Origin of the sequence: Mesorhizobium sp. M0910 (assembly GCF_040319465.1) — a bacterium.
GTDB lineage: Bacteria > Pseudomonadota > Alphaproteobacteria > Rhizobiales > Rhizobiaceae > Mesorhizobium.
In genome coordinates, this window is sequence record NZ_JAMYNZ010000032.1 from 1 (window position 1) to 25,276 (window position 25,276).

At 61.6% G+C, this 25,276-nt stretch carries 23 protein-coding genes and 4 pseudogenes; 15 read left to right on the forward strand and 12 right to left on the reverse strand.

The genetic code is table 11. From position 1 onward, the window contains the following. Positions 1-274: 274 nt before the first annotated feature. Positions 275-439, forward strand: a pseudogene (locus NKH78_RS31950) (LysR family transcriptional regulator); the annotation flags it as partial. Here the strand turns inward: NKH78_RS31950 and NKH78_RS31955 are convergent. Both NKH78_RS31955 and NKH78_RS31960 read right to left on the reverse strand, forming a co-directional pair. Next, complete coding sequence (locus NKH78_RS31955) at positions 426-1,631, reverse strand: beta-ketoacyl-[acyl-carrier-protein] synthase family protein (protein ID WP_352453892.1); 1,206 nt, start codon at positions 1,629-1,631, stop codon at positions 426-428. The pseudogene NKH78_RS31950 and the gene NKH78_RS31955 overlap by 14 nt on opposite strands. Next, the gene (locus NKH78_RS31960; RefSeq protein ID WP_352458906.1) at positions 1,632-1,907 is read right to left on the reverse strand and encodes an acyl carrier protein; all 276 of its coding nucleotides are present in this window, start codon (positions 1,905-1,907) and stop codon (positions 1,632-1,634) included. Between the two features lie 575 nt (positions 1,908-2,482). On the opposite strand from NKH78_RS31960, the pseudogene NKH78_RS31965 reads away from it, so the two are divergent. Then, positions 2,483-2,584 (forward strand): annotated as a pseudogene (locus tag NKH78_RS31965) (LysR family transcriptional regulator); the annotation flags it as partial. 69 nt (positions 2,585-2,653) lie between these two features. Next, positions 2,654-3,664: pseudogene (locus NKH78_RS31970) on the forward strand (IS1380 family transposase); the annotation flags it as partial. A 694-nt stretch (positions 3,665-4,358) separates the two neighbouring features. Here the strand turns inward: NKH78_RS31970 and NKH78_RS31975 are convergent. The 8 genes from NKH78_RS31975 to panB all read right to left on the reverse strand — a co-directional run bounded on the left by NKH78_RS31975 (position 4,359) and on the right by panB (position 11,796). After that, on the reverse strand, positions 4,359-4,619 hold the full coding sequence (locus NKH78_RS31975; RefSeq protein WP_352496595.1) for a helix-turn-helix domain-containing protein: 261 nt from the start codon (positions 4,617-4,619) through the stop codon (positions 4,359-4,361). Positions 4,620-5,027: 408 nt separating this feature from the next. Then, entirely contained in the window at positions 5,028-6,851 is a 1,824-nt protein-coding gene (gene glmS / locus NKH78_RS31980; protein ID WP_352885137.1) for a glutamine--fructose-6-phosphate transaminase (isomerizing), read from the reverse strand. Between the two features lie 815 nt (positions 6,852-7,666). Beyond that, complete coding sequence (locus tag NKH78_RS31985; protein WP_084643024.1) at positions 7,667-8,077, reverse strand: DNA -binding domain-containing protein; 411 nt, start codon at positions 8,075-8,077, stop codon at positions 7,667-7,669. 58 nt (positions 8,078-8,135) lie between these two features. Further along, positions 8,136-8,510: a transcriptional regulator domain-containing protein gene (locus NKH78_RS31990; RefSeq protein WP_352496584.1), complete on the reverse strand. Its 375-nt coding sequence runs from the start codon at positions 8,508-8,510 to the stop codon at positions 8,136-8,138. A gap of 22 nt (positions 8,511-8,532) precedes the next feature. Further along, on the reverse strand, positions 8,533-9,165 hold the full coding sequence (locus NKH78_RS31995; protein ID WP_352496585.1) for an acyl-homoserine-lactone synthase: 633 nt from the start codon (positions 9,163-9,165) through the stop codon (positions 8,533-8,535). Positions 9,166-9,258: 93 nt separating this feature from the next. Beyond that, positions 9,259-9,984 (reverse strand): LuxR family transcriptional regulator, encoded by a 726-nt coding sequence (locus tag NKH78_RS32000; RefSeq protein ID WP_352690212.1) that lies wholly within the window; start codon positions 9,982-9,984, stop codon positions 9,259-9,261. A 94-nt stretch (positions 9,985-10,078) separates the two neighbouring features. After that, the gene (gene panC / locus NKH78_RS32005; protein ID WP_352684187.1) at positions 10,079-10,939 is read right to left on the reverse strand and encodes a pantoate--beta-alanine ligase; all 861 of its coding nucleotides are present in this window, start codon (positions 10,937-10,939) and stop codon (positions 10,079-10,081) included. After that, the gene (panB, locus tag NKH78_RS32010; RefSeq protein WP_352458526.1) at positions 10,936-11,796 is read right to left on the reverse strand and encodes a 3-methyl-2-oxobutanoate hydroxymethyltransferase; all 861 of its coding nucleotides are present in this window, start codon (positions 11,794-11,796) and stop codon (positions 10,936-10,938) included. Before panB ends, panC begins: the two co-directional genes overlap by 4 nt. A 172-nt stretch (positions 11,797-11,968) precedes the next feature. Here panB and NKH78_RS32015 point away from each other — a divergent pair, with 172 nt between their 5' ends. The 12 genes and pseudogenes from NKH78_RS32015 (at position 11,969) to NKH78_RS32070 (ending at position 23,692) form a co-directional block, all read left to right on the forward strand. Next, positions 11,969-12,937 carry an NUDIX hydrolase gene (locus NKH78_RS32015; protein ID WP_023722073.1) on the forward strand — a complete coding sequence of 323 codons (969 nt, stop codon included), beginning with the start codon at positions 11,969-11,971 and terminating at the stop codon, positions 12,935-12,937. Positions 12,938-13,003: 66 nt separating this feature from the next. Then, positions 13,004-13,978 carry a quinolinate synthase NadA gene (gene nadA / locus NKH78_RS32020; RefSeq protein ID WP_352690214.1) on the forward strand — a complete coding sequence of 325 codons (975 nt, stop codon included), beginning with the start codon at positions 13,004-13,006 and terminating at the stop codon, positions 13,976-13,978. Continuing rightward, positions 13,975-15,516 (forward strand): L-aspartate oxidase, encoded by a 1,542-nt coding sequence (locus tag NKH78_RS32025; protein WP_352885139.1) that lies wholly within the window; start codon positions 13,975-13,977, stop codon positions 15,514-15,516. The genes nadA and NKH78_RS32025 overlap by 4 nt, the downstream gene beginning before the upstream one ends. Continuing rightward, entirely contained in the window at positions 15,516-16,370 is an 855-nt protein-coding gene (gene nadC, locus NKH78_RS32030) for a carboxylating nicotinate-nucleotide diphosphorylase (RefSeq protein WP_352818791.1), read from the forward strand. Before NKH78_RS32025 ends, nadC begins: the two co-directional genes overlap by 1 nt. Before the next feature lie 95 nt (positions 16,371-16,465). After that, the gene (gene bioB, locus NKH78_RS32035; RefSeq protein ID WP_352764646.1) at positions 16,466-17,464 is read left to right on the forward strand and encodes a biotin synthase BioB; all 999 of its coding nucleotides are present in this window, start codon (positions 16,466-16,468) and stop codon (positions 17,462-17,464) included. Further along, on the forward strand, positions 17,461-18,600 hold the full coding sequence (locus NKH78_RS32040; protein WP_352700387.1) for an 8-amino-7-oxononanoate synthase: 1,140 nt from the start codon (positions 17,461-17,463) through the stop codon (positions 18,598-18,600). The genes bioB and NKH78_RS32040 overlap by 4 nt, the downstream gene beginning before the upstream one ends. A gap of 11 nt (positions 18,601-18,611) precedes the next feature. Next, positions 18,612-19,247 carry a dethiobiotin synthase gene (gene bioD / locus NKH78_RS32045; protein ID WP_352700386.1) on the forward strand — a complete coding sequence of 212 codons (636 nt, stop codon included), beginning with the start codon at positions 18,612-18,614 and terminating at the stop codon, positions 19,245-19,247. Beyond that, complete coding sequence (locus NKH78_RS32050; protein WP_352700385.1) at positions 19,247-20,512, forward strand: adenosylmethionine--8-amino-7-oxononanoate transaminase; 1,266 nt, start codon at positions 19,247-19,249, stop codon at positions 20,510-20,512. The genes bioD and NKH78_RS32050 overlap by 1 nt, the downstream gene beginning before the upstream one ends. Beyond that, complete coding sequence (gene bioZ / locus NKH78_RS32055) at positions 20,509-21,492, forward strand: 3-oxopimeloyl-[acyl-carrier-protein] synthase BioZ (protein WP_352885142.1); 984 nt, start codon at positions 20,509-20,511, stop codon at positions 21,490-21,492. The genes NKH78_RS32050 and bioZ overlap by 4 nt, the downstream gene beginning before the upstream one ends. 60 nt (positions 21,493-21,552) lie before the next feature. Continuing rightward, a pseudogene (locus tag NKH78_RS32060) lies at positions 21,553-21,860 on the forward strand (aspartate 1-decarboxylase); the annotation flags it as partial. A 45-nt stretch (positions 21,861-21,905) separates the two neighbouring features. Beyond that, entirely contained in the window at positions 21,906-22,097 is a 192-nt protein-coding gene (locus NKH78_RS32065; RefSeq protein WP_352750776.1) for an NrtR DNA-binding winged helix domain-containing protein, read from the forward strand. 646 nt (positions 22,098-22,743) lie between these two features. Further along, a protein-coding gene (locus tag NKH78_RS32070; RefSeq protein ID WP_352885144.1) for an IS630 family transposase occupies positions 22,744-23,692 on the forward strand; the annotation gives its coding sequence in 2 pieces (ribosomal slippage) (positions 22,744-23,079 and positions 23,081-23,692; 948 coding nt in all). Between the two features lie 251 nt (positions 23,693-23,943). Here NKH78_RS32070 and NKH78_RS32075 read toward each other — a convergent pair. After that, positions 23,944-24,546, reverse strand: coding sequence for a S46 family peptidase (locus tag NKH78_RS32075; protein ID WP_352885146.1), 603 nt, complete (start codon positions 24,544-24,546; stop codon positions 23,944-23,946). Between the two features lie 4 nt (positions 24,547-24,550). Next, entirely contained in the window at positions 24,551-24,913 is a 363-nt protein-coding gene (locus NKH78_RS32080) for a S46 family peptidase (RefSeq protein WP_352707389.1), read from the reverse strand. Positions 24,914-25,276 lie beyond the last annotated feature (363 nt).

Genomic DNA, 25,276 nt, shown 5'->3' on the forward strand with positions numbered 1-25,276 from the left:
CCTGCGCAAGCATGTCGCGGATCTGGAGGCCAGCACGACGGCGCGCTTCGAAGCGTCGGCCAAGACAGGCAAGGTCCGCAGGTTCAAGGAGTTCGTTGACGGCGCCCGCGGCGCGGCCGGGCCGGCAGCACTCAGGCGACTATAACGGGCGCAGAGCCGACCCTGCGGCTTCCAGACATTGTCGTGTACAGCTTCAGACCCTCAAGCCGAGCCCGCAGGGCCTCGCTTACCTTTTACGGGGCGGCGGTACGTCCAAGCCGCTTCAACAGTTAAGAATTTCGCAAAGACGATACCCCCGGATCGTCGAGCTTCCGCTGCCACTTCCCGCATTCGCCGAGGCGGTCAATGACCCGCCCTTCACAATAGTTATCCGGCAAGCATCTGGATGCGAGAGATAATGTTGCCGGAGGCATCTCTCATGGCTTCTACACCTGCCTGAACGCCAGAACCGCGTTCGTGCCGCCAAAGGCGAAGGAGTTGCTCAGTGCCACGCGCACCTTGCGCTCGCGTGCCACATTGGGCGTGACGTCGAGATCGCAATCGGGGTCCAGCTCACGATAATTGGCAGTCGGCGGCACGACGCTCTCGCGGATAGCCATCACGCAGGCGATCAACTCGAGCGCGCCGGACGCGCCGAGGCAATGCGCGTGCATGGACTTGGTAGAAGAAATGGACATTGAGAAGGCGTGCTGACCGAAGACGCGCTTGATCGCCGCCGTCTCGATCTGGTCGTTGGCCTTGGTGCCGGTGCCGTGCGCGTTGAGATAGTCGACATCCTCGGCGTCCAGCCTGGCATCGGCAAGGCAGGCCCGCATTGCTGCCTCCGGCCCCTCGACAGTCGGCGCGACGATGTCGGACGCATCGGCGGAAAGGCCGGCACCGGCAATTTCGGCAAGGATGGTGGCGCCCCGAGCCAGGGCATGCTCGTAGCTTTCCAGCACCGCCATGCCGGCGCCTTCACCAAGCGACAGGCCTTGGCGATCGGCCGAGAATGGCCGGCAAGTATCGGGCGAAAGCACGCGGATCGCTTCCCATGCCTTCAGCACACCCCATATGAGCGGCGCTTCGCTGCCGCCGGCAAGCATCACGTCGGCCCGGCCGAGCCTGATCTGGTCCACCGCGCAGGCAATCGCATGGTTTGCCGAGGAACAGGCGGACGTGACGCCGAAGACCGGCCCGCGCAGGCCGAGACTCATGCTGACCTGGCCGGCAGCGGCACCCGGCATCGCCTTGGGTACAGTCAAGAGAGCGGCACGCTTACCGCCCAGAAGGATGGCGCGGTAGGTTTGCTCGATCGCATCCCACCCGCAGCCGCCAACGCCCACCGTCGCACCGAAGCGATAGCTATTTCCCTCTTTGGAGGAAAGTCCGGCCTGACGCATGGCTTCGCGCGCCGCAAGCACAGCGAGCAGGCTGAAGCGGTCCATGGAGATGAGTTGCTTGCCGTCGATGTCATGCTCCGGCAGCGCCTTGATCTCGGCACCGATCCTGACCCTCAATTCATGGAGCTCGGAGTTGACGATTGGGCCGATGGCGGAGCGGCCTTCTCGCATCTCTGTCCAAATGGCGGCGGCGTTGGTCCCAAGGCCGCAAATCCCGCCAATCCCAGTAATCACGACGCGCCTGTCCATTCACACCCCCTTAGCGAGCAAGCTGCGCACGGCTTCCACCATGTCCCCAACATTCTGGAGATCCGACCATGCCTCGGCCGTATTCATCTCGATCTGGATGCCGTAGGCCTGCTCCAGGTCCCAGAGAACGTCCGCCAATCCCAGTGAATCGATACCGAGCGAAGTCAGTCCCGTGGCAGCCGTTATCTCGCCGCCTGTGGCAGGCGCTATGCCGCCCTCCGACGCGGCGCGCTTCTTGATAATGGCGATTATTTCGTTGGCGAGTTGATCTGCCATCTTGTTCCTTTCCAGCTTGCGTTTTCGGCGTCGTTCAAAACCCGAGTCGCGTCGCGTTGCCAAAATTGCCCCTCATGGAGCCTGTGCGACCGACCAAGCCCAATGCCCATAGGAACCGGACGAGTTCCGGCTTCTGCGGCGTCAGCCCGATGACGAAGAAAAGTCGCCGGCCTCCCGCTTTTGCGCCAGCACATCAAGAATCTGCGTGTAAATGGATAGGAACCGTCGTCAAACGTCAGCTAAACGCTGCGACGGTGGGTGCTGTCAGCGTATTCACTCGGCACCTCATATGTAATCGAGATGTTTCATAGCTCCGGACCAGTTGCGATCAACTATTGTACCGGTCCGCCATTCGTCGGAGAGTTCGACATGATGGGAGCGCTGCCTCTCATTCCCAGTACAATCTCCACCGCACGCGACAGATTTCCTCTTTCGGGCTCTTCTCAAGGGACTCGCCACGCGATAGAGGCAGTGATCGGCGCACGTGAGGTCCTGCCAAGTCCATGCGACATTCCGGAAAATTGGTAAAATCGTTTGTTTCAATCAAATGCATCCACGCTATGGATAGCTAAGACATGCGTTTCAAAGGGCTCGATCTGAATCTTCTCGTCGTTCTCGACGCGCTGCTGAGCGAGCGCGGCCTCACGGCGGCGGCACGCCGCATCAACCTAACCAAATTCATCGGGGTTGGTGGATGTGGCGCAAGCCGTTGAAATGACGTCAGGATTTGGTTGCTAAAGCCGGGTCGGGATCTGGCGTCGCAATCGACGCTGTGCCGGCTGGAGAACCTACCCGGCGTGCGGGAGCTGGTCGCGATGGGACGGGCGATGGTCGATCTCTATTGCGCCTCGTTCCGGCAGGTGCCGAAGCGGATCGTACTCGACATTGACGACACCTTCGACGCTGTGCACGGAGGCCAACAGCTTCGCCTGTTCAATGCCCACCATGACGAGTACGGCTTCCAGCCGATCGTCGTGTTCGATGGTGCGGGACGGTTCGTCAGCGCGATCCTGCGACCGGCCAAGCGGCCGAGTGGGGCTGAGATCCGCCCCCACCTGCGCCGTCTGGTGCGGGCGATCCGGATCAACTGGCCGAACATTCGAATCCTGCTCCGCGGCGATAGCCATTATTGCAACCCGCAGGTCTGCCGCGCCAACGACGTCGACTTCATCTTTGGCCTCGCGCCCACCACGAGCCTGCGCAAGCATGTCGCGGATCTGGAGGCCAGCACGACGGCGCGCTTCGAAGCGTCGGCCAAGACAGGCAAGGTCCGCAGGTTCAAGGAGTTCGTTGACGGCGCCGCTAGTTGGAGCCGCGTCGAGCGCATCATCGCGCGGGTCGAGGTCGGCGCCCAAGGTGCCGATACCCGCTTCGTCGTCACCAACCTTGCCGGTGGGAAGGCCAAGGCGCTCTACGAGGATGTCTACTGCCGGCGCGGCGCGGCCGAGAACCACATCAAGTCGTGGAAGACGCATCTTGCCGCCGACCGCACATCCTGCACCAGAGCGACGGCCAACCAGTTCCGGCTATGCCTGCATGCCGGTGCTTACTGGTTGATGTGGGGCTTGCGGGCCGCGATGCCGAGGCGCTCGAGCTTTGCCGTCGCCCAATTCGACACGCTGCGATTGCGCCTCATCAAAATCGCTGCGCGGGTGGTCGAGATGAAATCGCAAATCCGTCTGCACCTGCCGACATCGTGCCCCGACCAGCGCATCCTGCGCATCGTCCTCGATCGCATCCCTCAACTCGTGACATAACGATGGGGCGCAGACGCCCCGAAACGAACCCGTCGACCGCAACCTGCAAACCCCCGCCTGCCATCACGACGAAGCAATCCCGGCGCCTGACGAGGCGCGTGGAAAAGCACCACAACGGCGACCACAACGTCGCTTCAGGCGGTCAAAAGCTTATCGCCGTGCATCAAGGCGGCTAGAAGCGCGCCGGCAGCCTGGCGGGGGGCTTGGGGTTAGACTGCCGGCGCACGCCACTCATGAAGAGCGGCCCCTTTTTGCGGTTCCGACACCCATAGTCAACCCGGCAGCGTCTGGATGCCCGCTGTGCTCTTTTCAGAGCGGCTCGCGATGCCGGCCATGTCGGCCGATCCTGCCTAGGATGGGGGGCCACTCTCGTCGGCCGAGTTGATGCTCCAGCCAGTATCGCCTTGCCGACCAGCATGGGTTCGCCGTTAGCAATCCATCCTCGCGGGCCAATGCTATCGTGCACGTGTCGCAGCACTCCGGGCGGCTATATCGCCTAAGACAGCATGACGAAGCGTTCCAACTTCCTGTCGGCGAGCCCGTGTGCAGTTCCTGACTCGGACAGTGGACGAGAATTCTCTTGGCGGTACTGCGCCAGAAGGCATTCGCGTCCAACGGAATCAAGCGACGACTATCAGCCGCAAACGTCACATCACAAGAGCGGTCTTCCACCCATTGCAGATTATCCGACTGATCAGGCGGCGTCCGATATGTCCGACTCTGCCTCAAGAATTCCCACAGGTATGGACAGCGATCTCGCTATCCGATTCCGATAGCCCTTATTGTACTTTAGACCCCGCTCGATGTTTTGGATTTCCTGAGCGGCAAGCCCGCACGCGACCGCGAGGTCCTCGATTGAATACCCAAGGTGCTCACGATAAGCGCGGATGATGTGGGTCCCCTGCGACATAGCCGTCAAGACTGGCTCGGGAATGCGCGAATCCTTCATAAACATCTCCAAGAAGATGGGAGCGCCTGACAAATCGGGAGATTTCCTCCCCGACCCTGGCGCACACCCAGCAAATCAAAAAAATGGACGTCCATTCGGCCGGACCGGCCTCATCCATGGAATGGGCCACTTGAAATTGGCAGCCGGGTCGGAATATGGCGGCTCACCTGCTTCTGATCAAGTTCTAAGAACCTGCCCGCCATGAGATGGCCTGATCGGCTGTAGCGCATTCGACCTGCGATCCTACACGACTCATTCTCCCCGATGGCTTTCTTGAACAGCAACTCGAACTCTCACTGACGCCTCCAGTGGCTATTCGCGGCACCGTCCACCCAGCCTCGCGGACGCTGATACCTTCGACCACCGCCGATGCAGCGAAGATGGACAAGCATCGCCACCTATAAAGGTTCACAATCACTCGACCGTGACCGATTTTGCGAGATTGCGCGGCTGGTCTACGTCTGTGCCCATGAAGAGCGCCGTGTGGTAGGCAAGAAGCTGTATCGGCAGCGAGAAGATCATCGGCGCGATAATCTCGTCGACAGCCGGCAACACGAGCGTGTGCATGGTGTTGAGTTTCGATGCGGCTGCCCCTTTTTCATCGCTGATGAGGATAATCCGCCCTCCACGGGCAGCCACTTCCTGCATGTTGGAGACGGTCTTGTCGAAAAAGCGATCATGGGGCGCGATGACGATCACTGGCATGTTGTCGTCGATCAATGCGATCGGACCGTGCTTCAATTCACCCGCCGCATAGCCCTCGGCATGGATGTAGGAAATCTCCTTGAGCTTCAGCGCACCTTCCATCGCTAGCGGGAAACTGGTGCCACGGCCGAGATACAGGACGTCACGACACTTTGACAGTTCGCGCGACAGGAACTCGATCTCCGGCTGGATGCTGTTGAGTACCTGGCCCATGACGCGCGGCACTTCGGCGAGGCTCCTGACGAGCGCCTGCAGCTCGTCTTCGGTGACGGTCCCGCGGGCTCTGGCGGCGCCGATGGCGAGTGCGGCTAGAACGGCAAGCTGGCAGGTAAACGCCTTGGTGGAGGCGACGCCGATCTCCGGTCCGGCAAGGATCGGGAAGACCGCATCGGCTTCCCGAGCCATGGTCGATTCGCAGGCATTGACGATAGCGCCAATTTTCAGCCCACGCTCCTTGCAGTACCTCAACGATGCGAGCGTATCGGCGGTTTCGCCGGACTGCGAAATGAAAAGAGCCGCCGACTGCGGCGACAACGGGATCTCGCGGTAACGGAATTCGGACGCAACGTCGATTTCAACCGTCAGGCGCGCATAGCGTTCGAACCAGTATTTTCCGATCAGTCCGGCGAGATAGGCGGTCCCGCAGGCCGAGATCGCCAAGCTCGGGATCCTGGCGAAATCGATGCCAGAAACCATGTCGGCGCGATTCTCTATGATGTTGCTATAGTGACGGAGAGCATGGGCGATGACTTCGGGCTGCTCGTAGATTTCCTTCTCCATGAAGTGGCGATGGTTGCCCTTGTTGGCCAGATCGGCCGCGGCCGTGGAGGTATGGCGCGGACGCTCGACTGGATGGCCGTCGAAATCGAAGATATGGGCGCCCGAATTGCCGACAATGGCCCAGTCGCCCTCGATGAGATAGGTAATTTCATTGGTGAAGGGAGCAAGCGCGATCGCGTCGGAGCCCAGGAACATCTCGCCGTCGCCGTGACCGATCGCCAGCGGTGGTCCGTTGCGCGCCGCCATGATGGTCGACGGATCATCTTCGAAGAGGACGGCAAGCGCATAGGCACCCCTAACGCGTTTCAGCATGGCACGCATCGCCTCTTGCCGCCTCATGCCGTCCCGGCGGGCTCTTGCCAAGAGATGCGCGACGACCTCCGTGTCGGTGTCGGTCTGGAACTCGGCGCCAGCCGCCGCCAATTCGTCCTTCAGCTCGGTGAAATTCTCGATGATGCCGTTATGGACGACGGCGACACCGTCGGTAAAGTGCGGGTGCGCATTGCGTTCCGTCGAGGCCCCATGGGTTGCCCAACGCGTGTGGCCGATGCCGATGTTGCCGCTCAGGGGCTCTTCCTTCAGTCTCCTCTCGAGATTGACGAGCTTGCCCTCGGCGCGCCGGCGGTGCAAGGCACCTTCGGTGATCGTCGCAACGCCGGCGGAATCATAGCCGCGATATTCCAAACGCTTCAATGCGTCGACTAACCGATCCGACACCGGCTGTTGCCCAACGATACCAACAATCCCGCACATGTTCGTCTTCCCATTCTTGCCGGCAGCTTCAGCCTACGCGAGACGGATACCCATCCGGCCGCTTTCATTGGGGGATCTTCTAGTAGTATTGGGTAATATTGGTATAATTGATTGTAGGGATAGCTATCATCCACCCCATGGATAAGCCGCGTTTGGGGCCCTGATCTAACTTCCTCGTTGCGCCTGACGTCCTCATGACCGAACGCAAGCCCACACCCCGCGGCACGAAGGAACAATGGGCCATGCGCGATCATCCCGGCCACGCACCTGACCACGAACCGCCGCCGCTCGTGGTCACGCGGTGATCGGCATGATCACACAGCACTGTAGTTAGGCAGCATCAGCGACGCATGGTCGGCATCATCATCATCGGCAACGTCGGCGCCGTCGGCATGATTCACGTGTTCGTCACGTTGATCATAATCATCGTCGCCGCCGATCTAGTTTCTGATTGCCTGCCGCTTTGACGCGGCTTTCGCCGGTAGAGCTTAGCCCGCGATGGCCTATCAATACGCTGTTAGTCGGCATAGCCGAAACGAGAGTCAGGCGGCGCAGGCCACAGAGCACGTTCAGCGACGGTTTCAGTCAGCGCCGGCTTTGTCGGGGTTCGTAACGGTCATCAGGATTCTCGGGGCATGAATGCACTATCACGAAAACGTTGGTTCTCAGTGCTTCGTCCGTATTACTCAAACCCGATTCCCGCAGCGGAAGAACTAGGCGCGTGTCACGTCTTGTACAAGGCACAATAGCAGTGAGAAATGGAGATTGATGCCTGCGCGTTTTCGAATAAGACAATCACCAAGCTGTCACCCGAATTACATCAGGAACTGTCTATAGCCGCCGCCCATCAGGTAGCGGCCACGTTGGATGGCGCGACGCACCTGATCGCGAAGATGGCTACCTGGATGAGACCAATCTTCTTCGACACGGCGTCTCCCGAACAGGGCAATGGCGATCTCCTGATGAGATGCTCCCGCAAGCGAGCCATCCAAAGCCTGGAGCACGATACGCAGACGCGCTCCGCGGGGTTCCGGCGGAAAGCAAGCAGCTGCCAGGCGGCCGCAACCATTGATGTCGTTCAGGAACTGAAGGGCAGCGACATGGAACTTCAGGTGCTGCGGCTGCACGATCGCGTCGACATATAGCCGCAGCGGGCGGAGAACGGATGCACCGGAAAGGGCGATCTGCAGACTCCGGCAGTCCTCCCTCAGCAGCACGTGCTGCACGCCGGCAGGTGTCAGCAGGATGTCCTTGCAGCATGAGAGCGAAGGGAGATCAAGCGGTTCAAAATCGTGGTCGAGCCCAACCGGCTCCGCGGCCGCTCGTAGAATACGGGCGCAGTCGCGCGGATCCCAAAAGACCCTTGCCGACGTAGCGTCCGACTGTGGCGCGTCCGCGAAAAAGGAGGCTCCATTGTCTTAGGAAAGATGATCCTGTCGTCAACTCGATTATCTTCATGTCGGCCTGGGCTCCGACAATGTAGGCGGACGGTGCCATTTTGGCGTGGTCGCGCTGAAATTGTGGATTGCGCCGAAGAAACTCCCAGGCCCAGGCAGTGCGTGGCAATCGTCTGGCGTAGTGGTAAGCTTCGTGACGACGCCAGTCCGGCCAGCATACAAGACCGACCGTCGCTTCCTTGGGCAGACCAGCATCCTTCACGGCTCAGGTGTCCACAATGGCGCTATGCCGACGGGCCTAGAACCGGTTGCCACAGTACCGGTCCGCTCAGACGTCCCCTGCTGCGGATGCGCAAAAGGCTCGCGCGGGAAATCTCGAGAAACCCGGCCACCGCCTCCGTTTTGCCGACGGACTTGGGTTGTCCGATGCGCGACAATGGCCACGTCGCGAGGCGAAGGATCCGTTCCATGCGCGTGTCCGTCACCGTTACTATCCGGGTCAGATCCTTGGCCAAGCCGAACTCGATCATGCCCGCGAAGAGCTCGTAGGTTGCCTGGGCCAGTCCGCCCGCTGCCTTGGGCGCCGACGGAGGGAGATCGAGCGCGAAACGACTGCTCTCCCATATGTCGGAGGTCGAGGGCACGACGTCAGCACCCAGCAGCACCGGGAACGTGTCGCGCAACATTGTGGGTCCGGTGCTGGGCAAAAGACGCACGCAACCGCGAATTCGCCAGTCGGATCCCTTGAGGAGCAGATAGACAGGCTTCAGACCATCAAACGGGTCTGTTTCCATCTGGTCTTCGGTATCAACTTCCCAATCGAGCCTTTCCTTGAACACCCGAAACCTGAGCCCGTGCATCTCTTTGAGCTCGCTTGCGAACTCGTCGTAAAGGTCTGGTGTTATCAGCTGCATCATGGTCGCCTCCGTGCGGGATGTGTTCCCGCCATCGAAGGGCAAAGCCGGCAGCGATGCAGCCTGTAGAGGTTTACAGCTATCGTGGCCGACGAATCAGGATCTCGCCTGGCCGGAGGCAGCCAGTCGTGCAACGGCCTGGTTGATCGTTCGAACGCCAAGCTTTGCCTTGGCGTTTTCCAGATGAAAGGTCACGGTGCGCTTTGAGACGCCGAGAAGCTGGCTGATAACCCAAGCCGACTTGCCGCGCGCCGCCCATTTCAGGCACTCGAACTCCCGCGGGGTGAGCGTTACACCATCCACCACGCGATCGTCGGCGAGCCTGCGCCGGACATGGATATGAAAGTTGATGGCCACCAGCTGCAATGCTTTTTCGTAACGTGTCAGTGACCGCAACAGAGGCGGGCGGGACTCGTCGGAAGCAAAGGTCAGGGCAGCAAACCGGCCGCAATGATCATGCATGGATATCGTCAGGCCGCCGCGGATGCCAAACTCAGCCGCACTCTCCAGAATTTGTTGCTGCGAATTCGGCAGACAGTGCCGAGCGCGATCCACACCCCAATCGAAGGTATCCCAGCCTTGCAGCCCGCGCAGGATGACCGGATCAAGACTGTGGTACCGCTGTTGCAGATAACGTGATGTCCAGGATGAAGGATAGTTTGAGATCAATTGCGGGGCGTCGCCGGGGGCCGACGGGTAAGTGAAATAGGCGAATAGCGGAAAATCGAAGCCGGCTGCAGCGGATGCCATTGCCTCACCGAGATCGGCAGCATCAACACTTGCAGACAGTTGCTCAACGAAGTTCTCAAACACGCGATGCATTTGCGCTTTGCGTAACCTCCGTGATCGCTCGATGCCAGGCAGAGACCTTGTTTTAAACGATCCCGGACGGATACAGCGCGTGCCGAGAACCCCGTTAATCTGTTGAAACCCGTGATATTCTGACGTTGTCTATGAGCCGTGTGCCGCCGAGCCAGGCCGCGACAAGCAAGCGTGCAGGTCGGTCAAGGCTTGTCATGGGTCGCAGATCTGCCTCGTCGCGAAGTTCCAGGTATTCGACCTCGCGATAGCCCGCAGCCAGAATTGCTGCGCGCGCTTCGGCAAGCGTTGGCAGGACGGGCGAGCCGCGGGCAAGCCGCTCAGCCGTCTCGAGCAAGACCGATGATAGCTCGGGGGCAACAGCACGCTCTGCTTGCGAGAGCCGGACATTGCGCGATGATAGTGCAAGACCGTCGGCTTCGCGGACTGTCGGACAAGGAACAATGGTGATTGGAATATCCAGGTCCCGGGCCATACGCCTGACTAGCTGAAGCTGCTGAAAGTCCTTTTCGCCAAAGAAGCCGAAGTCAGCGCTGGTCTGCAGGAAGAGCTTGGCGACGACGGTCGCCACGCCATCGAAATGTCCCGGCCGGAAGGCACCGCACAGGCCCTCGCTGACACCGGACACCGAAACGGTCGTGGCGAAGGCCGCCGGATACATCTCCTCTGCGTCCGGCGCATAAAGCAGGTGCGCGCCAAGCGGTGCCAGCTTGGCGGCATCCTCGTCCTCGGTGCTCGGATACGCGGCGAGATCGGCCTCGCTGTTGAATTGCTTTGGGTTGACGAAGAGCGTCACGATCACCCGGTCGGCCTTCACGAGTGCCGCGCGCACCAGGCTGAGATGGCCCTCATGCAGGACGCCCATCGTTGGCACGACGGCAATCCTCACGCCCTCGCGGCGCCATGCGGCGACGATTTGGCGAAGCTGGGCAACGCTCCTGACAATCGGCACGCTCACGCTGCTTCTCCGCTCTTGGTGGCGTCCCCGTCGGCGGGCTTGGGCGCATCGGCAAACACGTGCTCGGCGGCCGGAAACTGGCGCTCCTTCACTTCCCGCGCATAGGCCGCGATCGCAGCCGCAGCGGCCTCCCCCAGTTCAGCATAGCGCTTGACGAATTTGGGCCGGAAGTCGCCGAAGAGGCCCAGCATGTCGTCGACGACGAGAATCTGGCCGTCACAGGCGGCCGAGGCACCGATGCCAATGGTCGGGGTCGCCACCTCCCCGGTGATCCGGCGGGCGAGCGCCTCGGGAACCTTCTCCAGCACGACCGCAAAGGCGCCCGCTTCGCTCACCGCAAGCGCGTCGCGCCTGATGCGCTCGGCATCCCCGCCTCTGCCCTGGACGCGGTAGCCACCGATGGTGTTGATCGCCTGCGGCGTCAAGCCGACATGGGCCATGACCGGCACGCCGCGCGCGGCGAGGAAGCCGATCGTCTCTGCCATCGTTTCGCCGCCTTCGAGCTTGACGGCCGCGCAGCCGGTCTCGGCCATGACGCGCGCGGCATTGCGGAAAGCCTGCTCGGGGCTTTCCTCGAAGGAACCGAACGGCAGGTCGACGACCATCAGCGCCTGCTCGAGGCCACGGCGCACGGCCTGGCCGTGCGTGATCATCATCTCCAGCGTCACACCGAGCGTCGAGGGCAGGCCGTGGAGAACCATGCCGACGCTGTCGCCGACCAGCACCACATCGCAATGGGGATCGACAAGCCGGGCGACTGGCGTCGTGTAGGCGGTAAGGCAGACGAGCGGCGTCCCACCTTTGCGCGAACGAATATCCGGCGGTGTGATCGCCTTGGTGTCACCAAACGCACTCAATGGACCCTCCTTCCCCAACGTTACCAACCGCGGGTGTCGCGTTTGCCACATTTTTGTGCAAGTGCGAAGAGCTAAAAATGCCGTGCAGCTGTGCGGTGTTGACGTGCGGACAGGCGCGCTTACACTTAAATCGATTCAGGCGCCCCCGAGCTGGCCAACCACTTTCGCGAACATGGACGATCAGGCAAAAGGACCCAGGAAAGACAGAGCCGCCGTCAAGGCCGACGAAGTCAAAGTGGACCTGATCGCCTTTGTCGTCGCCGTAAACGACAGTGAACCCTGTGTCCTCACCATCGGCCAGGCGGACACCCTGCCCTCCGGACCATTTGCGCTTGAGCACCGATCGCTGCAATCCGGTTTGAGGGGGTGGGTCGAGCAGCAGACCGGCCATCCGCTGGGGTATATTGAGCAACTCTACACCTTCGCGGATCGGGATCGCATCGGCGCCGAGCGCCAGCAGCGCGTCATCTCCATCAGCTATCTCGCATTGACCCGCAAGGAACAGGCAGCTGGCTCGCCCAAGTGCGGCTGGCAGAGCTGGTATGAATATTTTCCATGGGAGGACCACCGCTCCGGCACGCCTCCGGTCGTGCTGGACGTTCTGCGACCGCGCCTGATTGAATGGGCAGACGGCGTCAGCGACGCGGCCACGCGACGTGAACGCTGGCAGCGGGCGACGATAGCCTTCGGCTTCGACGACCGCCTTTGGAACGAGGAACTCACGCTTCAACGCTATGAGTTAGTCTACGAAGCAGGCCTGGTCCAAGAGGCCGGAAGCGGACGGGACGCGACGCTGCCTCCGCTGGTGCCCAGCAAGTCTATGGTCGCCGATCATCGCCGCATCGTGGCGACCGGCATTGCGCGGCTGCGCTCCAAGATCAAATACCGGCCGGTCGTCTTTGAGCTGATGCCGCCGGTCTTCACGCTTTTGCAGCTGCAGCGAACCGTGGAGGCGCTTGCCGGCAGGCTCGTGCGTAAGCCGAACTTTCGCCGGCTGATCGAGCAGCAGGAGCTGGTCGAAGAGACCGGAGAGGCAACCGCGGAGACCGGCGGCCGGCCAGCGAAGCTTTACCGGTTCCGCCACGCCGTTCTCGACGAGAGGGTCATCGCCGGGACAAAATTGCCGCTGGCGCGGGGTTGACATCGCTTATACTCACAGCAAGTATATGCTGGTTATTTTCAACTAGAGTATAAGCTGGAGGGGTCGATGAGCGCCATGCTGCCTGCGACCGCGTTTCTCTACGAGCGCGTCCGACGAGTGATCCCGCCGATCGAATGGCCGGCTTTCGTCGAGGATATCGAGGCGATCCTTGCACTGAAGCGCGAGCGCAACGCCATCATCCTGGCGCATAACTATCAGACCCCCGAGATCTTCCATTGCGTGGCCGACATCGTCGGCGACAGCTTGGCACTGGCCCGCACGGCTGCGACGATCGAGGCGCAAGTCATCGTGCTGGCCGGCGTACATTTCATGGCCGAAACGGCCAAGCTGCTCAATCCGCAAAAGACGGTGCTCATTCCCGACCTGCGGGCAGGCTGTTCGTTGGCGGAATCGATCACGGCAGAAGACGTGCGCTTGATGCGCCAGCGTTATCCCGGCGTGCCGATCATCACTTATGTCAACACGTCGGCCGAAGTGAAAGCCGAGTCGGATATCTGCTGTACATCCGGCAACGCCAAGGCGGTCGTCCAATCCCTTGGCGTTCCCCAGGTGATCATGTTGCCGGACGAATATCTGGCCCAGAATATCGCCGCCCAGACCGATGTGCAGATCATCGCCTGGAAAGGGCATTGCGAGGTGCATGAGCGCTTTACACCGGCCGACATCCGCGAGTTGCGCGAAAGCCATCCCGGCGTGATCGTGCTCGCGCATCCCGAATGCCCGCCCGACGTCGTGGCTGAAGCAGATTTTTCCGGCTCGACCGCTGCCATGTCCGACTATGTCGAGAGGCAAAGGCCGGCACGTGTCGTGCTGATGACGGAATGTTCGATGAGCGACAACGTCGCGTTAGCGCACCCAGAGGTCGAGTTCATCCGGCCCTGCAATTTGTGCCCTCACATGAAGCGGATCACGCTTGCCAACATCCGCATAGCGCTCGAGCAGAACCACCATATCGTAACCATCGAACCCGGGATCGCGGGGCGCGCGAGGCTTGCGGTCGAACGGATGCTGGCAATTTGAGCGCCGATGTCCGCAGCTCCTTCGGGCGGCCCATCATCATCGGCGGCGGCATCGCCGGATTGATGACCGCGCTTCAACTGGCGCCGGAGCCGGTGCTGCTTCTGTCCAGGACGCTGCTGGGAGCTGACAATTCGAGCACGTGGGCACAGGGTGGTCTGGCTGCAAGTTTCGGCGAAGACGACGATCCGGCACTGCACCTGGCCGATACGCTTGCCGCCGGGGATGGTCTCTGCGACAGAGACGTGGCGAGCCGCATCCTCCAAGCCGCGCCCAAGGCGATAGAGGGGCTTGCGGGCTTTGGGGTTCCCTTCGACCGTACGCCGAAAGGATCACTGTGCCTCGGATTGGAGGCCGCACACAGCCGACGTCGCATCGTTCATGCGCATGGTGACGGCACCGGGCGTGAGATCATGCGTGCCCTGATCGCGGCTGTGCGTTCCACTCCCTCGATTGTTGTCGTGGAGGGCGTGGAAGCGCGCCGGCTGGCGGTGCGAGAGAATGCGATCCGAGGCGTCTGGGCGAGCGGTTCGATAGGACCTGTCTTCTTCGGCTCACGGCGGGTCGTCCTCGCCACCGGTGGGATCGGGGGACTGTTTCTCGACACCACGAATCCTTCGGGCAGTTGTGGACAGGGCCTGGCGCTTGCGGCCCGCGCTGGAGCTGTCCTTGCCGACCTCGAGTTCATCCAGTTCCACCCGACCGCGCTTGACGGCCCGGAACGCCCTATGGTGCTGCTGAGCGAGGCCGTCCGCGGCGAAGGTGCTGCCCTGATCGACGAAACCGGCCAAGCTTTTCTCCAGAGCGTGCCAGGGGCGGAACTTGCGCCTCGTGATGTCTTGGCGCGCGCCGTCTGGAACCATCTTGCCAACGGCCACCGTGTTTTTCTAGACGCGCGGCAACGGCCTGGCCCGGAATTTGCTCGACACTTCCCGACAATCGCATCAGCCTGTCGTGGAGCCGGCATCAATCCCGCGCGCGATCTCATCCCCATTCGTCCGGCCCAACACTACCACATGGGTGGCGTTGCCGTGGACGGCTCCGGTAGGACCTCCGTCAAGGGGCTGTGGGCCTGCGGCGAAGTCGCTTCGACAGGACTGCATGGCGCCAACAGGCTCGCCAGCAATTCCTTGACCGAGGCCGTCGTGTGCGCGCGCTGGGTCGCTGAAAGTGTCGCCGGAACGCCTGCTCGCAGAACAAGGCCTGCGGTTGCGGACGTTTACCCATCGCCCGCTCCGATACCCGTGCGTGTTTTCCTGTCGCGCGCACTCGGCATCGTCCGGGATGGTGAAGGTCTGAAAGCAGCCGCACGTGCCTTATTGCCGCTCGCCGAAAGCCAGGACGCGGCCTCGGATGCGGCGGCTGTCGGGCTAATGATCGCGGTTGCCGCCTTGTTGCGCCAAGAAAGCCGCGGCGCTCATTACCGGACAGACTTTCCTCATCATGCGACTGTCGCCCGACGGTCCGAAATCACCCTCGAAGCCGCCTTGGCCGCTGCGCGGGAACTCGGACATTCGCCAAGCCTCGAAGGGGCAAAGTGATGACGTTCTCACCGCTTCCCACGGTCATGCTTGAGCCGCTGGTAAGGGCAGCCCTTCTTGAAGACCTTGGCAGAGCCGGCGACTTGACCACGGAGGCCATCGTCCCGAAGGAACACCAAGCGGGAACCGTGCTGGCGGCGCGCCAGTCCGGAGTTGTCGCCGGCCTCGATCTTGCGATGCTCGCTTTCCGCTTGATTGATCCTGATATCGAAATCTCGGTGGAGCGGGCAGACGGCTCCAATGTCATGGATGGAGAGGTCATTGCATCAGTGGTTGGCCCTGCCCGGGCCATTCTCACAGCCGAACGGACGGCACTCAATTTTTTGTGCCATCTGAGCGGCATCGCTACAGCAACGGCATCGATCGTCGCTGCGGTTCGTGGATATGGCGCGAAGATCGTCTGCACGCGCAAGACGACGCCCGGATTGCGGGCAGTCGAAAAATACGCCGTGCGCGCAGGTGGCGGATCCAATCACCGCTTCGGCCTCGACGACGCAATTCTGATCAAGGACAACCACATCGCCATCGCAGGCGGCGTTCGCCCGGCGCTCGAGCGAGCACGAAGACGGGCCGGTCATCTCGTCAAGATCGAAGTCGAGGTCGATACGCTGGCCCAGTTGGAGGAGGTACTTGGCTTCGCTCCCGATGCGGTTCTGCTCGACAACATGTCCCTCGCCGATCTTCGCCGCGCCGTCGCAATCGTTGGCGGCCGTGCTATCACCGAGGCTTCTGGCGGGATCGCATCCGATACAGCGCGAGCGATTGCCGCGACCGGCGTTGATCTGATTTCAGTCGGCCGACTGACCCACAGCGCGCCGATCCTGGATATCGGCCTCGACTATTGGGGCTCATGATTGCCTGAGGAACGGACAGGATCGAATCAACTGTCCTTTCCGATCGTCATCAATCAGACAGCAAAGCAAGGCAGAACCGGAGGAACAGCATGGACATGCAAACAGCCAGTCCAACGCAGACATCGCCACAGGCTCAATCCCCTGACCCTGGAGCGTGGACCCTGGAGAAGGCTCGGGCACTTCACGATGCCCCCTTCAACAATCTCCTCTTCCTCGCGCAAACCGTGCACCGCCAGAATTTCGATCCCAACAAGGTCCAGCTCAGCCGGCTGCTCAGCATCAAGACGGGCGGATGCCCGGAGGATTGCGGCTATTGCAGCCAGTCGGCGCATCACGAGACCGGCCTGAAGGCGTCGAAGCTGATGGAGGTCCGGCGCGTCGTCGCCGAGGCGACCAAGGCGCGTGACGCCGGCGCAACCCGCTATTGCATGGGCGCGGCCTGGCGAAACCCCAAGGCGCGCGACATGGATGCGGTGGTGGCGATGGTCGAAGGCGTCAAGGCGCTGGGCATGGAGACCTGCATGACGCTCGGCATGCTCGATCGTGAGCAAGCCGCTCGACTGAAGCAGGCTGGTCTCGACTTTTACAACCACAACATCGATACGTCGGAACGCTACTATAGCGAGATCATCAGCACGCGGAGCTTTGCCGAGCGGCTCGAGACGCTCGAGCACGTTCGCCAATCCGGCATCAAGGTCTGCTGCGGCGGCATTGTCGGCATGGGCGAGGAGCCGGTGGACCGGATCGGCATGCTGGTGACGCTGGCCAACCTGCCGGAACATCCGCAAAGCGTTCCGATCAACATGCTGATCCCGATCCCCGGCACCCCGCTTGCCGACGCCAAGCCCATCGAGCCGATCGAATTCGTGCGCGTGATCGCGCTGGCGCGCATCATGATGCCGAAATCGCATATCCGTCTTTCCGCCGGCCGTACGGCCATGACCGACGAGATGCAGGCGCTGTGCTTTTTTGCCGGCGCCAACTCGATCTTCGTCGGCGACACGCTGCTGACGGCGGACAATCCCGGTGAGGACAAGGATACCCTGCTGTTCCGGCGCCTTGGCATCGAGCCGATGGAACTCGAGGCGCAATGAACGGGGCACCGCTTGCCCGCTATGAGGCGACCTTGCAGGGACTGGCGCGCAAGGACCGGCTGCGGACGCTGAAGCCGTGCGCCGGGCGCGACTTCTCGTCGAACGACTATCTCGGGCTTGCCGCCTCCAAAAGACTTGGCGAAGCGGTTACGGCGGCGATTGCGCGGGGCACGCCGGTTGGCGCCACCGGGTCGCGGCTGTTGCGCGGCAATGCACCGGAACACGAGCAGCTCGAGGCAGACGCGGCGGCATTCTTTGGAGCCGACCGCGCGCTGTTCTTCGGCAGCGGCTACATCGCCAATTTCGCTCTGCTGACTGCGCTGCCGCAGAAGGGCGACCTTTTGGTCCTCGATGAGCTCGTCCATGCCAGCATGCATGAGGGGGCACAGGCCGGACGTGCCGAGTTCAAGCTGGCCGCGCACAACGACGTCGATGCTGTCGAGGACGCGATCAAGCGTTGGCGCGCCGAAGGCGGCATGGGATGCGTCTGGATTGCGGTGGAAAGCCTATACAGCATGGATGGCGACTGCGCGCCTTTGGAGAGCCTGGCCGCGCTTGCCGATCGGCACAACGCATTCATCGTCATTGACGAGGCGCACGCGACCGGCGTCTGGGGACCGGACGGCCGGGGGCTGGCCGCCGCTTTCGAGGGCCGCGACAACATCGTCGCGCTCCACACCTGCGGCAAGGCGCTCGGCGCATCTGGTGGGCTCGTGACCGGGCCGAGGACACTGTGCCAGTATCTGATCAACCGTTGCCGGCCATTCATCTACGCCACCGCGCCATCGCCGCTGATGGCGGTCGCGGCGCGCGAAGCGCTCGCAATGCTCGCCGACGAGCCGATGCGGCGTTTTCAGCTGCATGAACGCGTCGCCCTCGCAGGCCGCCAATTGGTCGATCGCTGCGGCGTGACACCAAGTGGCTCTCAGATCCAGCCCTTGGTGATCGGCGATGTCAGGCGCACCATGGCAGTGGCGGCGCGCCTGCAGGCCCGCGGCTTCGACATACGCGGCATTCGTCCGCCGACCGTGCCCGAGGGCACGTCGCGGCTGCGCATCTCACTGACGCTCAATATCGGCGAAGCCGACATTTCCGCCATGCTCGAGGCGCTCGTCGAGGTGTTGGCCCAGATATGACCGGAGGCGACATGACCAAGCGCATCGTCATCACCGGAACAGACACCGGAATTGGCAAGACGGTGTTTTCGGCCGGGCTTGCCGGCCTGCTTGACGGTTTCTACTGGAAGCCGGTGCAATCGGGCCTCGACGAGGAAACCGACAGCGAGGTCGTTGCGCGGCTTGCCGGGCTGCCGTCGGGGCGCGTGCTGCCGGAAGCCTACCGCTTGAAGAGCCCGCTTTCGCCGCATCGTTCGGCCGAAATCGACGACGTTTCGATCGAGGCTGCCGATCTTTCGTTTCCGGTCCTGCCGACACCGCTCGTCATCGAAGGCGCCGGCGGGCTGATGGTGCCGCTGAACCGCCGGACAAGGTTCATCGACATATTCGAGCAATGGCAGTTGCCGGTCATTCTGTGCGCCCGCACCGCGCTCGGAACAATCAATCATACCCTGCTGTCGATCGAGGCCCTGCGGGCGCGCGCTATCCCGCTGGCTGGCATCGCCTTCATCGGCGATGAGATGACCGATACGCAACGGACGATCGTGGAATTCGGCGACGTGCCGCAACTCGGCAGGCTGCCGCACCTCGATCCGCTGACGGACAAAACGCTGAGACAAGCGATGATTGCCGGCTTCGACCTCGCTTTGATTGCCGGAGGCGGATAATGCCGCAATCCCGTGTGTGGCATCCCTTCACCCAGCACGCGCTCGAGCCGGCGATCCCTGAAATCGTCCTGGCTGAAGGCGCTTATCTCCACAAAGCCAATGGCGCGCGCATCCTGGACGCCATCTCATCCTGGTGGGTCGTCACGCATGGCCACCGCCATCCGCGCATCATAAAGGCTATCGAGACGACCGCGTCGAGCCTCGACCAGATTATCTTCGCTGGCTTCACGCACGAACCGGCCGAACGCCTGGCCAAGGCGCTTGTCGGTCTCGCTCCCTCCGGACTCGACTGGGTGTTCTATTCCGACAGCGGCTCGACCGCCGTCGAAGTCGCGCTGAAGATGGCGCTCGGCTATTTCCGCAACATCGGCGCGCCGCGCTCGCGCATCGTCGTCATGGAGCACAGCTATCATGGCGACACGATCGGCACGATGAGCGTCGGTGCCCGCGGTGTGTTCAACGCCGCCTACGAACCCTTGCTGTTCGAGGTCGACACCATTCCCTTCCCTGCCGCCGGGCGCGAACAGGAAACGCTAGATCGTTTCGAGGCCCTCAGCCGCGACCAGCGCGCCGCTGCGCTGATCGTCGAGCCGCTGGTGCTTGGCGCCGGCGGCATGCTGATGTATCCGGCATCGGTTCTGTCCGAATTGAAGAGGATCACTGAGGCCTCGGGCACGCTGCTGATCGCCGACGAGGTGATGACCGGGTGGGGGCGTACCGGAACCATGTTCGCCTGCGAGCAGGCGAACATCTCTCCGGACATGCTGTGCACCTCGAAGGGCCTGACCGGTGGCGCAATCCCGCTGGCCGCCACACTCGCCACCGATGCCATCTTCCAGGCTCACTATTCCGAGGACCGGAAGAAGACGTTTTTCCACTCGAGTTCCTACACGGCCAATCCGATTGCCTGCGCGGCAGCACTCGCCAATGTCGAGATCTGGCGTGACGAGCCGGTGGCCGAGCGGATCGCCACCCTGAGCGCGAGGCAGGCCGCCGGGTTTCGACGCTTTCGCGACAATGCCAACTTCACCGACAGCCGCGCGATCGGCACGATCCTGGCTCTCGACCTGCGCGCCGGCTCTGCCGGCTATCTGGCCGAGATCGGACCTAAGCTGCGGGCCTTTTTCCTCGAGCTCGGCCTGCTTGTGCGCCCGCTCGGCAATGTCCTTTATCTCATGCCTCCCTATTGCGTCACCGGCGACGAGCTCGATCGGCTCCATGACGCGATCGAGGAGGCCGGCGAACGCTTCGGTTCGAGCCCATGAGCAGGTTGTCGCGCCTTCTCGGGTTTGGCCATCATGCGCCTGGCCGAAAGGTGACGAATGCCGAAATCGAGAACAATCTCGGCCTCGAACCGGGCTGGATCGAGCGGCGTACTGGAATCCGGTCGCGCTTCTGGGCAACGGACGAAGACACGCTGTCTGGTCTTGCTGCCCAGGCCGGCGCCATGGCGCTGGCCAGCGCCGGCATTGCGCGCCACGACATCGGTCTGCTGCTGCTTGCCACCTCGACGCCCGATCACCTCCTGCCGCCCAGCGCGCCCCTGGTCGCACATCGGCTGGGGCTCGGCCGCGCCGGCGCTGTCGATCTGACCGGCGCCTGCGCCGGCTTCATCTATGCGCTGATGTTTGCGGACGGATTTACCCGCCTGCACGGCAAAGCGAGCCTTGTTATCGCCGCCAATATCCTCAGCCGCCGCATCAATCCCTCTGAGCGCGCCAGCGCCGTGCTGTTTGCCGATGCCGCGGGCGCCGTCGTGATCGGTCCGTGCGAGGATACTGATCGGGGGATTCTCGGTGCCTCCGTGGATTCGGACGGCTCGCGATACGGCCTGATCCAGATTCCCGCAGGAGGAAGCAACATCCCGTTCCACGGTGACCTCGACCTCGCGCAAACCCGAATGACGATGACCGACGGCCGCGAAGTGTTCGCAAAGGCCGTCGAGATGATGACCGATTGCTCGATAAGCGCGCTAGCCGCTGCCGGAGTGCGACCACAGGATGTCGACCGGTTCGTGCCGCATCAGGCCAATGCTCGCATTTTCGATGCGGTCGGGCGAAACCTCGGCGTTGCCGATCACCTGATCGTCAAGACGATCGCCGACTATGGCAACTCTTCCGCCGCGACGATCCCGCTCTCACTGTCGCTCGCCAATCAAGCGGAGCCGTTTCGGCCGGGCAAGAAAATACTCCTGGCGGCGGCAGGTGCGGGACTCAGCGGCGGGGCGCTCGTCGTCGGGATTTAGCCCAGCGAAGCTGCTCAACATCAGGACTGACTTTGTGAGATGAATAGGACAACGGGACCAATGCGAAAAATAGTCGCCGGCAATCTGCACGGCATGCACGTCACCGAAGCAAACCTCAACTACCACGGTTCGATAACGCTCGACCCTGACCACTGCGAAGAAGCCGGGATCCTGCCAATGGATTCGTGGGAGACATGGAGCAAGACTTCCGGCGCGAATCTCGACCTATGTCATCCTCGGCGAGCGCGGCTCTCGATGCTGCATCCTCAACGGCGCGGCCGCCCGGACCTGCCAGCCCACTCCATCCATCTGGACGAAGCGCGCATTCCTCTCTGAAGCCGCGGATCGTTACATTCGTCATCAACAATGTCGTCGGCTTTCTGACCGATGGCAATGCGCTGACGCGGACGGCGTTGACGATTAGATCGGCAGGGGCGCTTCAGCAGAACTTTCGCCGGTTGATGGAGCAGCAGGAACTGGTGGCGGAGACCGGCGAAAGTGCATTTGATACCGGCGGTCGGCCGGCGAAGCTTTATCGCTTCCGCCACCATGTCCTCGACGAAACGGAGGTCGCCCGGACAAAATTGCCGCTGGCGCGGGCTTGACATCCTTTATACTCAACGTAGAAATATCCCTTATAATCAATTCGATTATAACGAGAAATTCATTCGCACCGTCCGAACCCACGGTCTCGCTCGGGAAGCCCGTATGAGTGGATCGAAGTGATCTTGGAAATGAAACGCCCGAGGACGGGCTTTCAACCTTTGTCGTGAAGGAGGTGCCGCGCGCCTGGGCCAATGCCTTGCGGCAACGGTGAAGGATGTATACCGCCAGTAAACGCGTGCGTCAAAGTCGCTATCGACTGTACAGTTCGTCTAAATGTGCGATACGTTCAGATTTGTGCAAGTACTTGGAAAAGTGTTGCATAAGAGAAACCGTCTAATTACATAAATCAGGCAAGCTAAACTTTAAACTCGCACAAATGAGCGTGGGGCGCCCTGTTCCATGGCGCCTTTTTTAAGATTATCCTTAGACTCTCTCCCGGGGGAACTGTGGGTGAAGAAACAACGCATCGTCCTGCTGGCAGCTGTTTTGGCGTCTGCCTTTGGCTTTTTTTTGCTGATCCTGATCCTGCAGATGGTCAGTTTTTTGGTTGACTAGAGCGGTTCCTGATTTGACGGAATCGAAGGGGATTCCGGATCAGTCGGTTTTGTGATTCAAGATGCTGGCTGGAGTGGAGGCCAGCATCGGATGACGCGACCTCTTTCGGATGATCTTCGCGAACGTGTTGTAGCGGCGGTTTTGGGTGGCGAGAGCCGCCGGTCGGCCGCGAAACGGTTCGGCATTTCGGTTTCGGCGGCGGTGAAGTTGTTGCAGCGCCATCGGGCGACTGGCTCGGTTGCGCCTGGCAAGATGGGCGGACATCGCAAGAGGGTGCTGGAGCCGCACCGTGCCTTCATCGAGGCGCGTGTGCGTGAGACGCCGCATCTGACACTGCATGGTCTGAAGGATGAGTTGACCGCACGCGGGGTCAAGGTCTCGCACAACGCGGTCTGGATGTTCTTGAGGCGCGAGGGCCTGAGCTTCAAAAAAAACGCTGTTCGCCCTTGAGCAGGCGCGCGCTGATATTGCCCGCAGGCGTCAGCGATGGCGCTCTTGGCAGGCCGGCCTCGATCCGCAGCATCTGGTCTTCATCGACGAGACCTGGATCAAGACCAACATGGCTCCGCTGCGCGGTTGGGGGCCGAAGGGCGAACGGCTGCGCGGCTTGGCCCCGCACGGCCACTGGCGCACGCTGACCTTCCTCGGCGCGCTGCGCTGCGATAGGCTCGCGGCACCTTGCGTCTTCGACGGGCCAATCAACGGCCAATGCTTCCGCGCCTATGTCGAGCAGCAGCTCATCACCGTGCTGAAACCCGGCGACATCGTCGTCATGGATAATCTGGGAAGTCATAAGTCGGCGGCCATCAGGCAGATGATCAAGGCGGCCGGCGCCAGGCTTTGGTACCTACCGCCCTACTCCCCAGACCTCAATCCGATCGAGCAGGCCTTTGCCAAAATCAAACACTGGATGCGCCAAGCTCAGAAACGTACCGTCGAGGACACTTGGCGCCACATCGGCCACCTCGTTGAAACGATCGAGGCAACCGAATGCAACAACTACTTCGCAAACGCCGGCTACGCTTCCATCAAAACGTGAAAGGCTCTAGGCACGCGCAAGCGGGATGGATCGCGCAGAGACACGCGGAAGTTTTTTTCGCCAGCGAAACCCCGACGACCTGATGGGGAGTCGCGCCAGCAGGGTGGGAGCCACGTCCAGTGCCACCATGCGAGATGCCGATTGTTGGCGCGTCTGTCAGTTCGCGCGGCCATATTCATTCTGGTGCCGATCTGTTGCCTTTTCTGCTTTTCCCATGCGTTTTAGGCCGAGCCAATTTGTGAAGCGGGCGGTCAATGGATCTGCGCCTCGCGATTGCCTGCCGTTGCCTGATTGATCTGGGCGGGATAATCCGAGAGCGAACGCTGCAACCGCGGTTCGAATTGCGCGAAGTTGAACCGGACTTCATCCGCGGTCAGGAACTGGTGGGTTGCGCCGGGAAAGCCGGCGACCATCACAAGGTCGCCTTCCTTGACGCCTTCACAGGCTATGGGTAGCCAACTCTCCGGCCGGTAAGGCACATTGTCGCGCGCATATGGCCGGGAGGAACCATCAGGAGCGACATAGGCGCGATAAAAGCCGAAGTGGCCCGTGTGGCGCAGCCACATCCAGTTGTCCGTTTGGCCGCCGAAGTTGCCGATGCCGAGCGCGGGCGCATAGACGAGGCGCACGTCCTCAATTTCGAGCTTCTGGAGGAGATAGTAGGAGACGCCGCCATACGTCGCAACGGCGATGGGCTGTCCTTCACATGCGGCGATCAGGGCCTTTTTGTTCGTGGCGAGCCGCTCATAGCGGGCAAACCCGTTCAGCTTGTCCGAGACGCTCTTGAGCATTTCGGCGGTCACATCCCACATGTCCTCGATCACATAGCTGCGGCTGCCTGGCGCCGCGGGCAATTCTTCACCCAGGGCTCTTCGCCAGAAAGCCGTCTGTGAGATAGTCCTGGCCCTCCTTGCTGTGGTATTGGATGGATTCTAACACGCAATGATGATTGGTTGCGACCAGCCCTTGTGGACTGACGAACGAGGCGGAGCATCCGCCCAGTGATACGATCGCGTTGAGCGGGTCAGCGTCTAGACGGCCCAGCTGGGCGGGATCGATCTGGAGCCCATCCGCGCGCATGGCCGCGCACACTTCCGCAGTCTGGCCCGGCATCCACATACCTTCGTCCGCCGATGTAGCCGTGACCGTCCAGAGCAAGGCGATGGCAGTTGCTTTGGCCAAACATTTCAAATTCGAGTTCGTGCTGACTGTCGCTCTCATCTTGCCTCCTGTTCTCCGCAGATTGGATTGGTGACTATCCGGATGGCCGGAGTCCTGGCGCCCGCGCGGCGGCCACACCGTAAAGACCGAGTGGACGGTTAACGCAGGAATCCTGATGGCGCTCACCTCTCATTATATCGGTCGCGCGCAACGTTTGCGGATCATTCGCTGCACCAATCGTGCCAAATGAATAAAGCCTTCAGTTGCAAATGGTGAGCCGCCCCATCCATGTCCGATCTCCGACGTCGTTCACGTAAAACGCTCGGTGCTTCCACGCTCGTTTGCTCTTCGCCCGTCCCTCTTCCGTCTTGACTAGCAGGAGCCTACGGCCTATCTCACTGCCGCGTTAGCACTCGCTTCTGG

Excerpts from the sequence above, each read along its gene's own strand:
- bioD (WP_352700386.1), top strand. The coding sequence starts at position 18,612 with ATGACCAAGCGCATCGTCATCACCGGAACAGACACCGGAATTGGCAAG.
- NKH78_RS32015 (WP_023722073.1), top strand. The coding sequence starts at position 11,969 with ATGGACGATCAGGCAAAAGGACCCAGGAAAGACAGAGCCGCCGTCAAG.
- glmS (WP_352885137.1), bottom strand. The coding sequence starts at position 6,851 with ATGTGCGGGATTGTTGGTATCGTTGGGCAACAGCCGGTGTCGGATCGG.
- NKH78_RS31975 (WP_352496595.1), bottom strand. The coding sequence starts at position 4,619 with ATGTTTATGAAGGATTCGCGCATTCCCGAGCCAGTCTTGACGGCTATG.
- bioB (WP_352764646.1), top strand. The coding sequence starts at position 16,466 with ATGCAAACAGCCAGTCCAACGCAGACATCGCCACAGGCTCAATCCCCT.
- NKH78_RS31995 (WP_352496585.1), bottom strand. The coding sequence starts at position 9,165 with ATGATGCAGCTGATAACACCAGACCTTTACGACGAGTTCGCAAGCGAG.
- nadC (WP_352818791.1), top strand. The coding sequence starts at position 15,516 with ATGACGTTCTCACCGCTTCCCACGGTCATGCTTGAGCCGCTGGTAAGG.
- nadA (WP_352690214.1), top strand. The coding sequence starts at position 13,004 with ATGAGCGCCATGCTGCCTGCGACCGCGTTTCTCTACGAGCGCGTCCGA.
- NKH78_RS32050 (WP_352700385.1), top strand. The coding sequence starts at position 19,247 with ATGCCGCAATCCCGTGTGTGGCATCCCTTCACCCAGCACGCGCTCGAG.
- NKH78_RS32040 (WP_352700387.1), top strand. The coding sequence starts at position 17,461 with ATGAACGGGGCACCGCTTGCCCGCTATGAGGCGACCTTGCAGGGACTG.
- NKH78_RS32080 (WP_352707389.1), bottom strand. The coding sequence starts at position 24,913 with ATGAGAGCGACAGTCAGCACGAACTCGAATTTGAAATGTTTGGCCAAA.
- NKH78_RS32000 (WP_352690212.1), bottom strand. The coding sequence starts at position 9,984 with ATGCATCGCGTGTTTGAGAACTTCGTTGAGCAACTGTCTGCAAGTGTT.
- NKH78_RS31960 (WP_352458906.1), bottom strand. The coding sequence starts at position 1,907 with ATGGCAGATCAACTCGCCAACGAAATAATCGCCATTATCAAGAAGCGC.
- bioZ (WP_352885142.1), top strand. The coding sequence starts at position 20,509 with ATGAGCAGGTTGTCGCGCCTTCTCGGGTTTGGCCATCATGCGCCTGGC.
- NKH78_RS31955 (WP_352453892.1), bottom strand. The coding sequence starts at position 1,631 with ATGGACAGGCGCGTCGTGATTACTGGGATTGGCGGGATTTGCGGCCTT.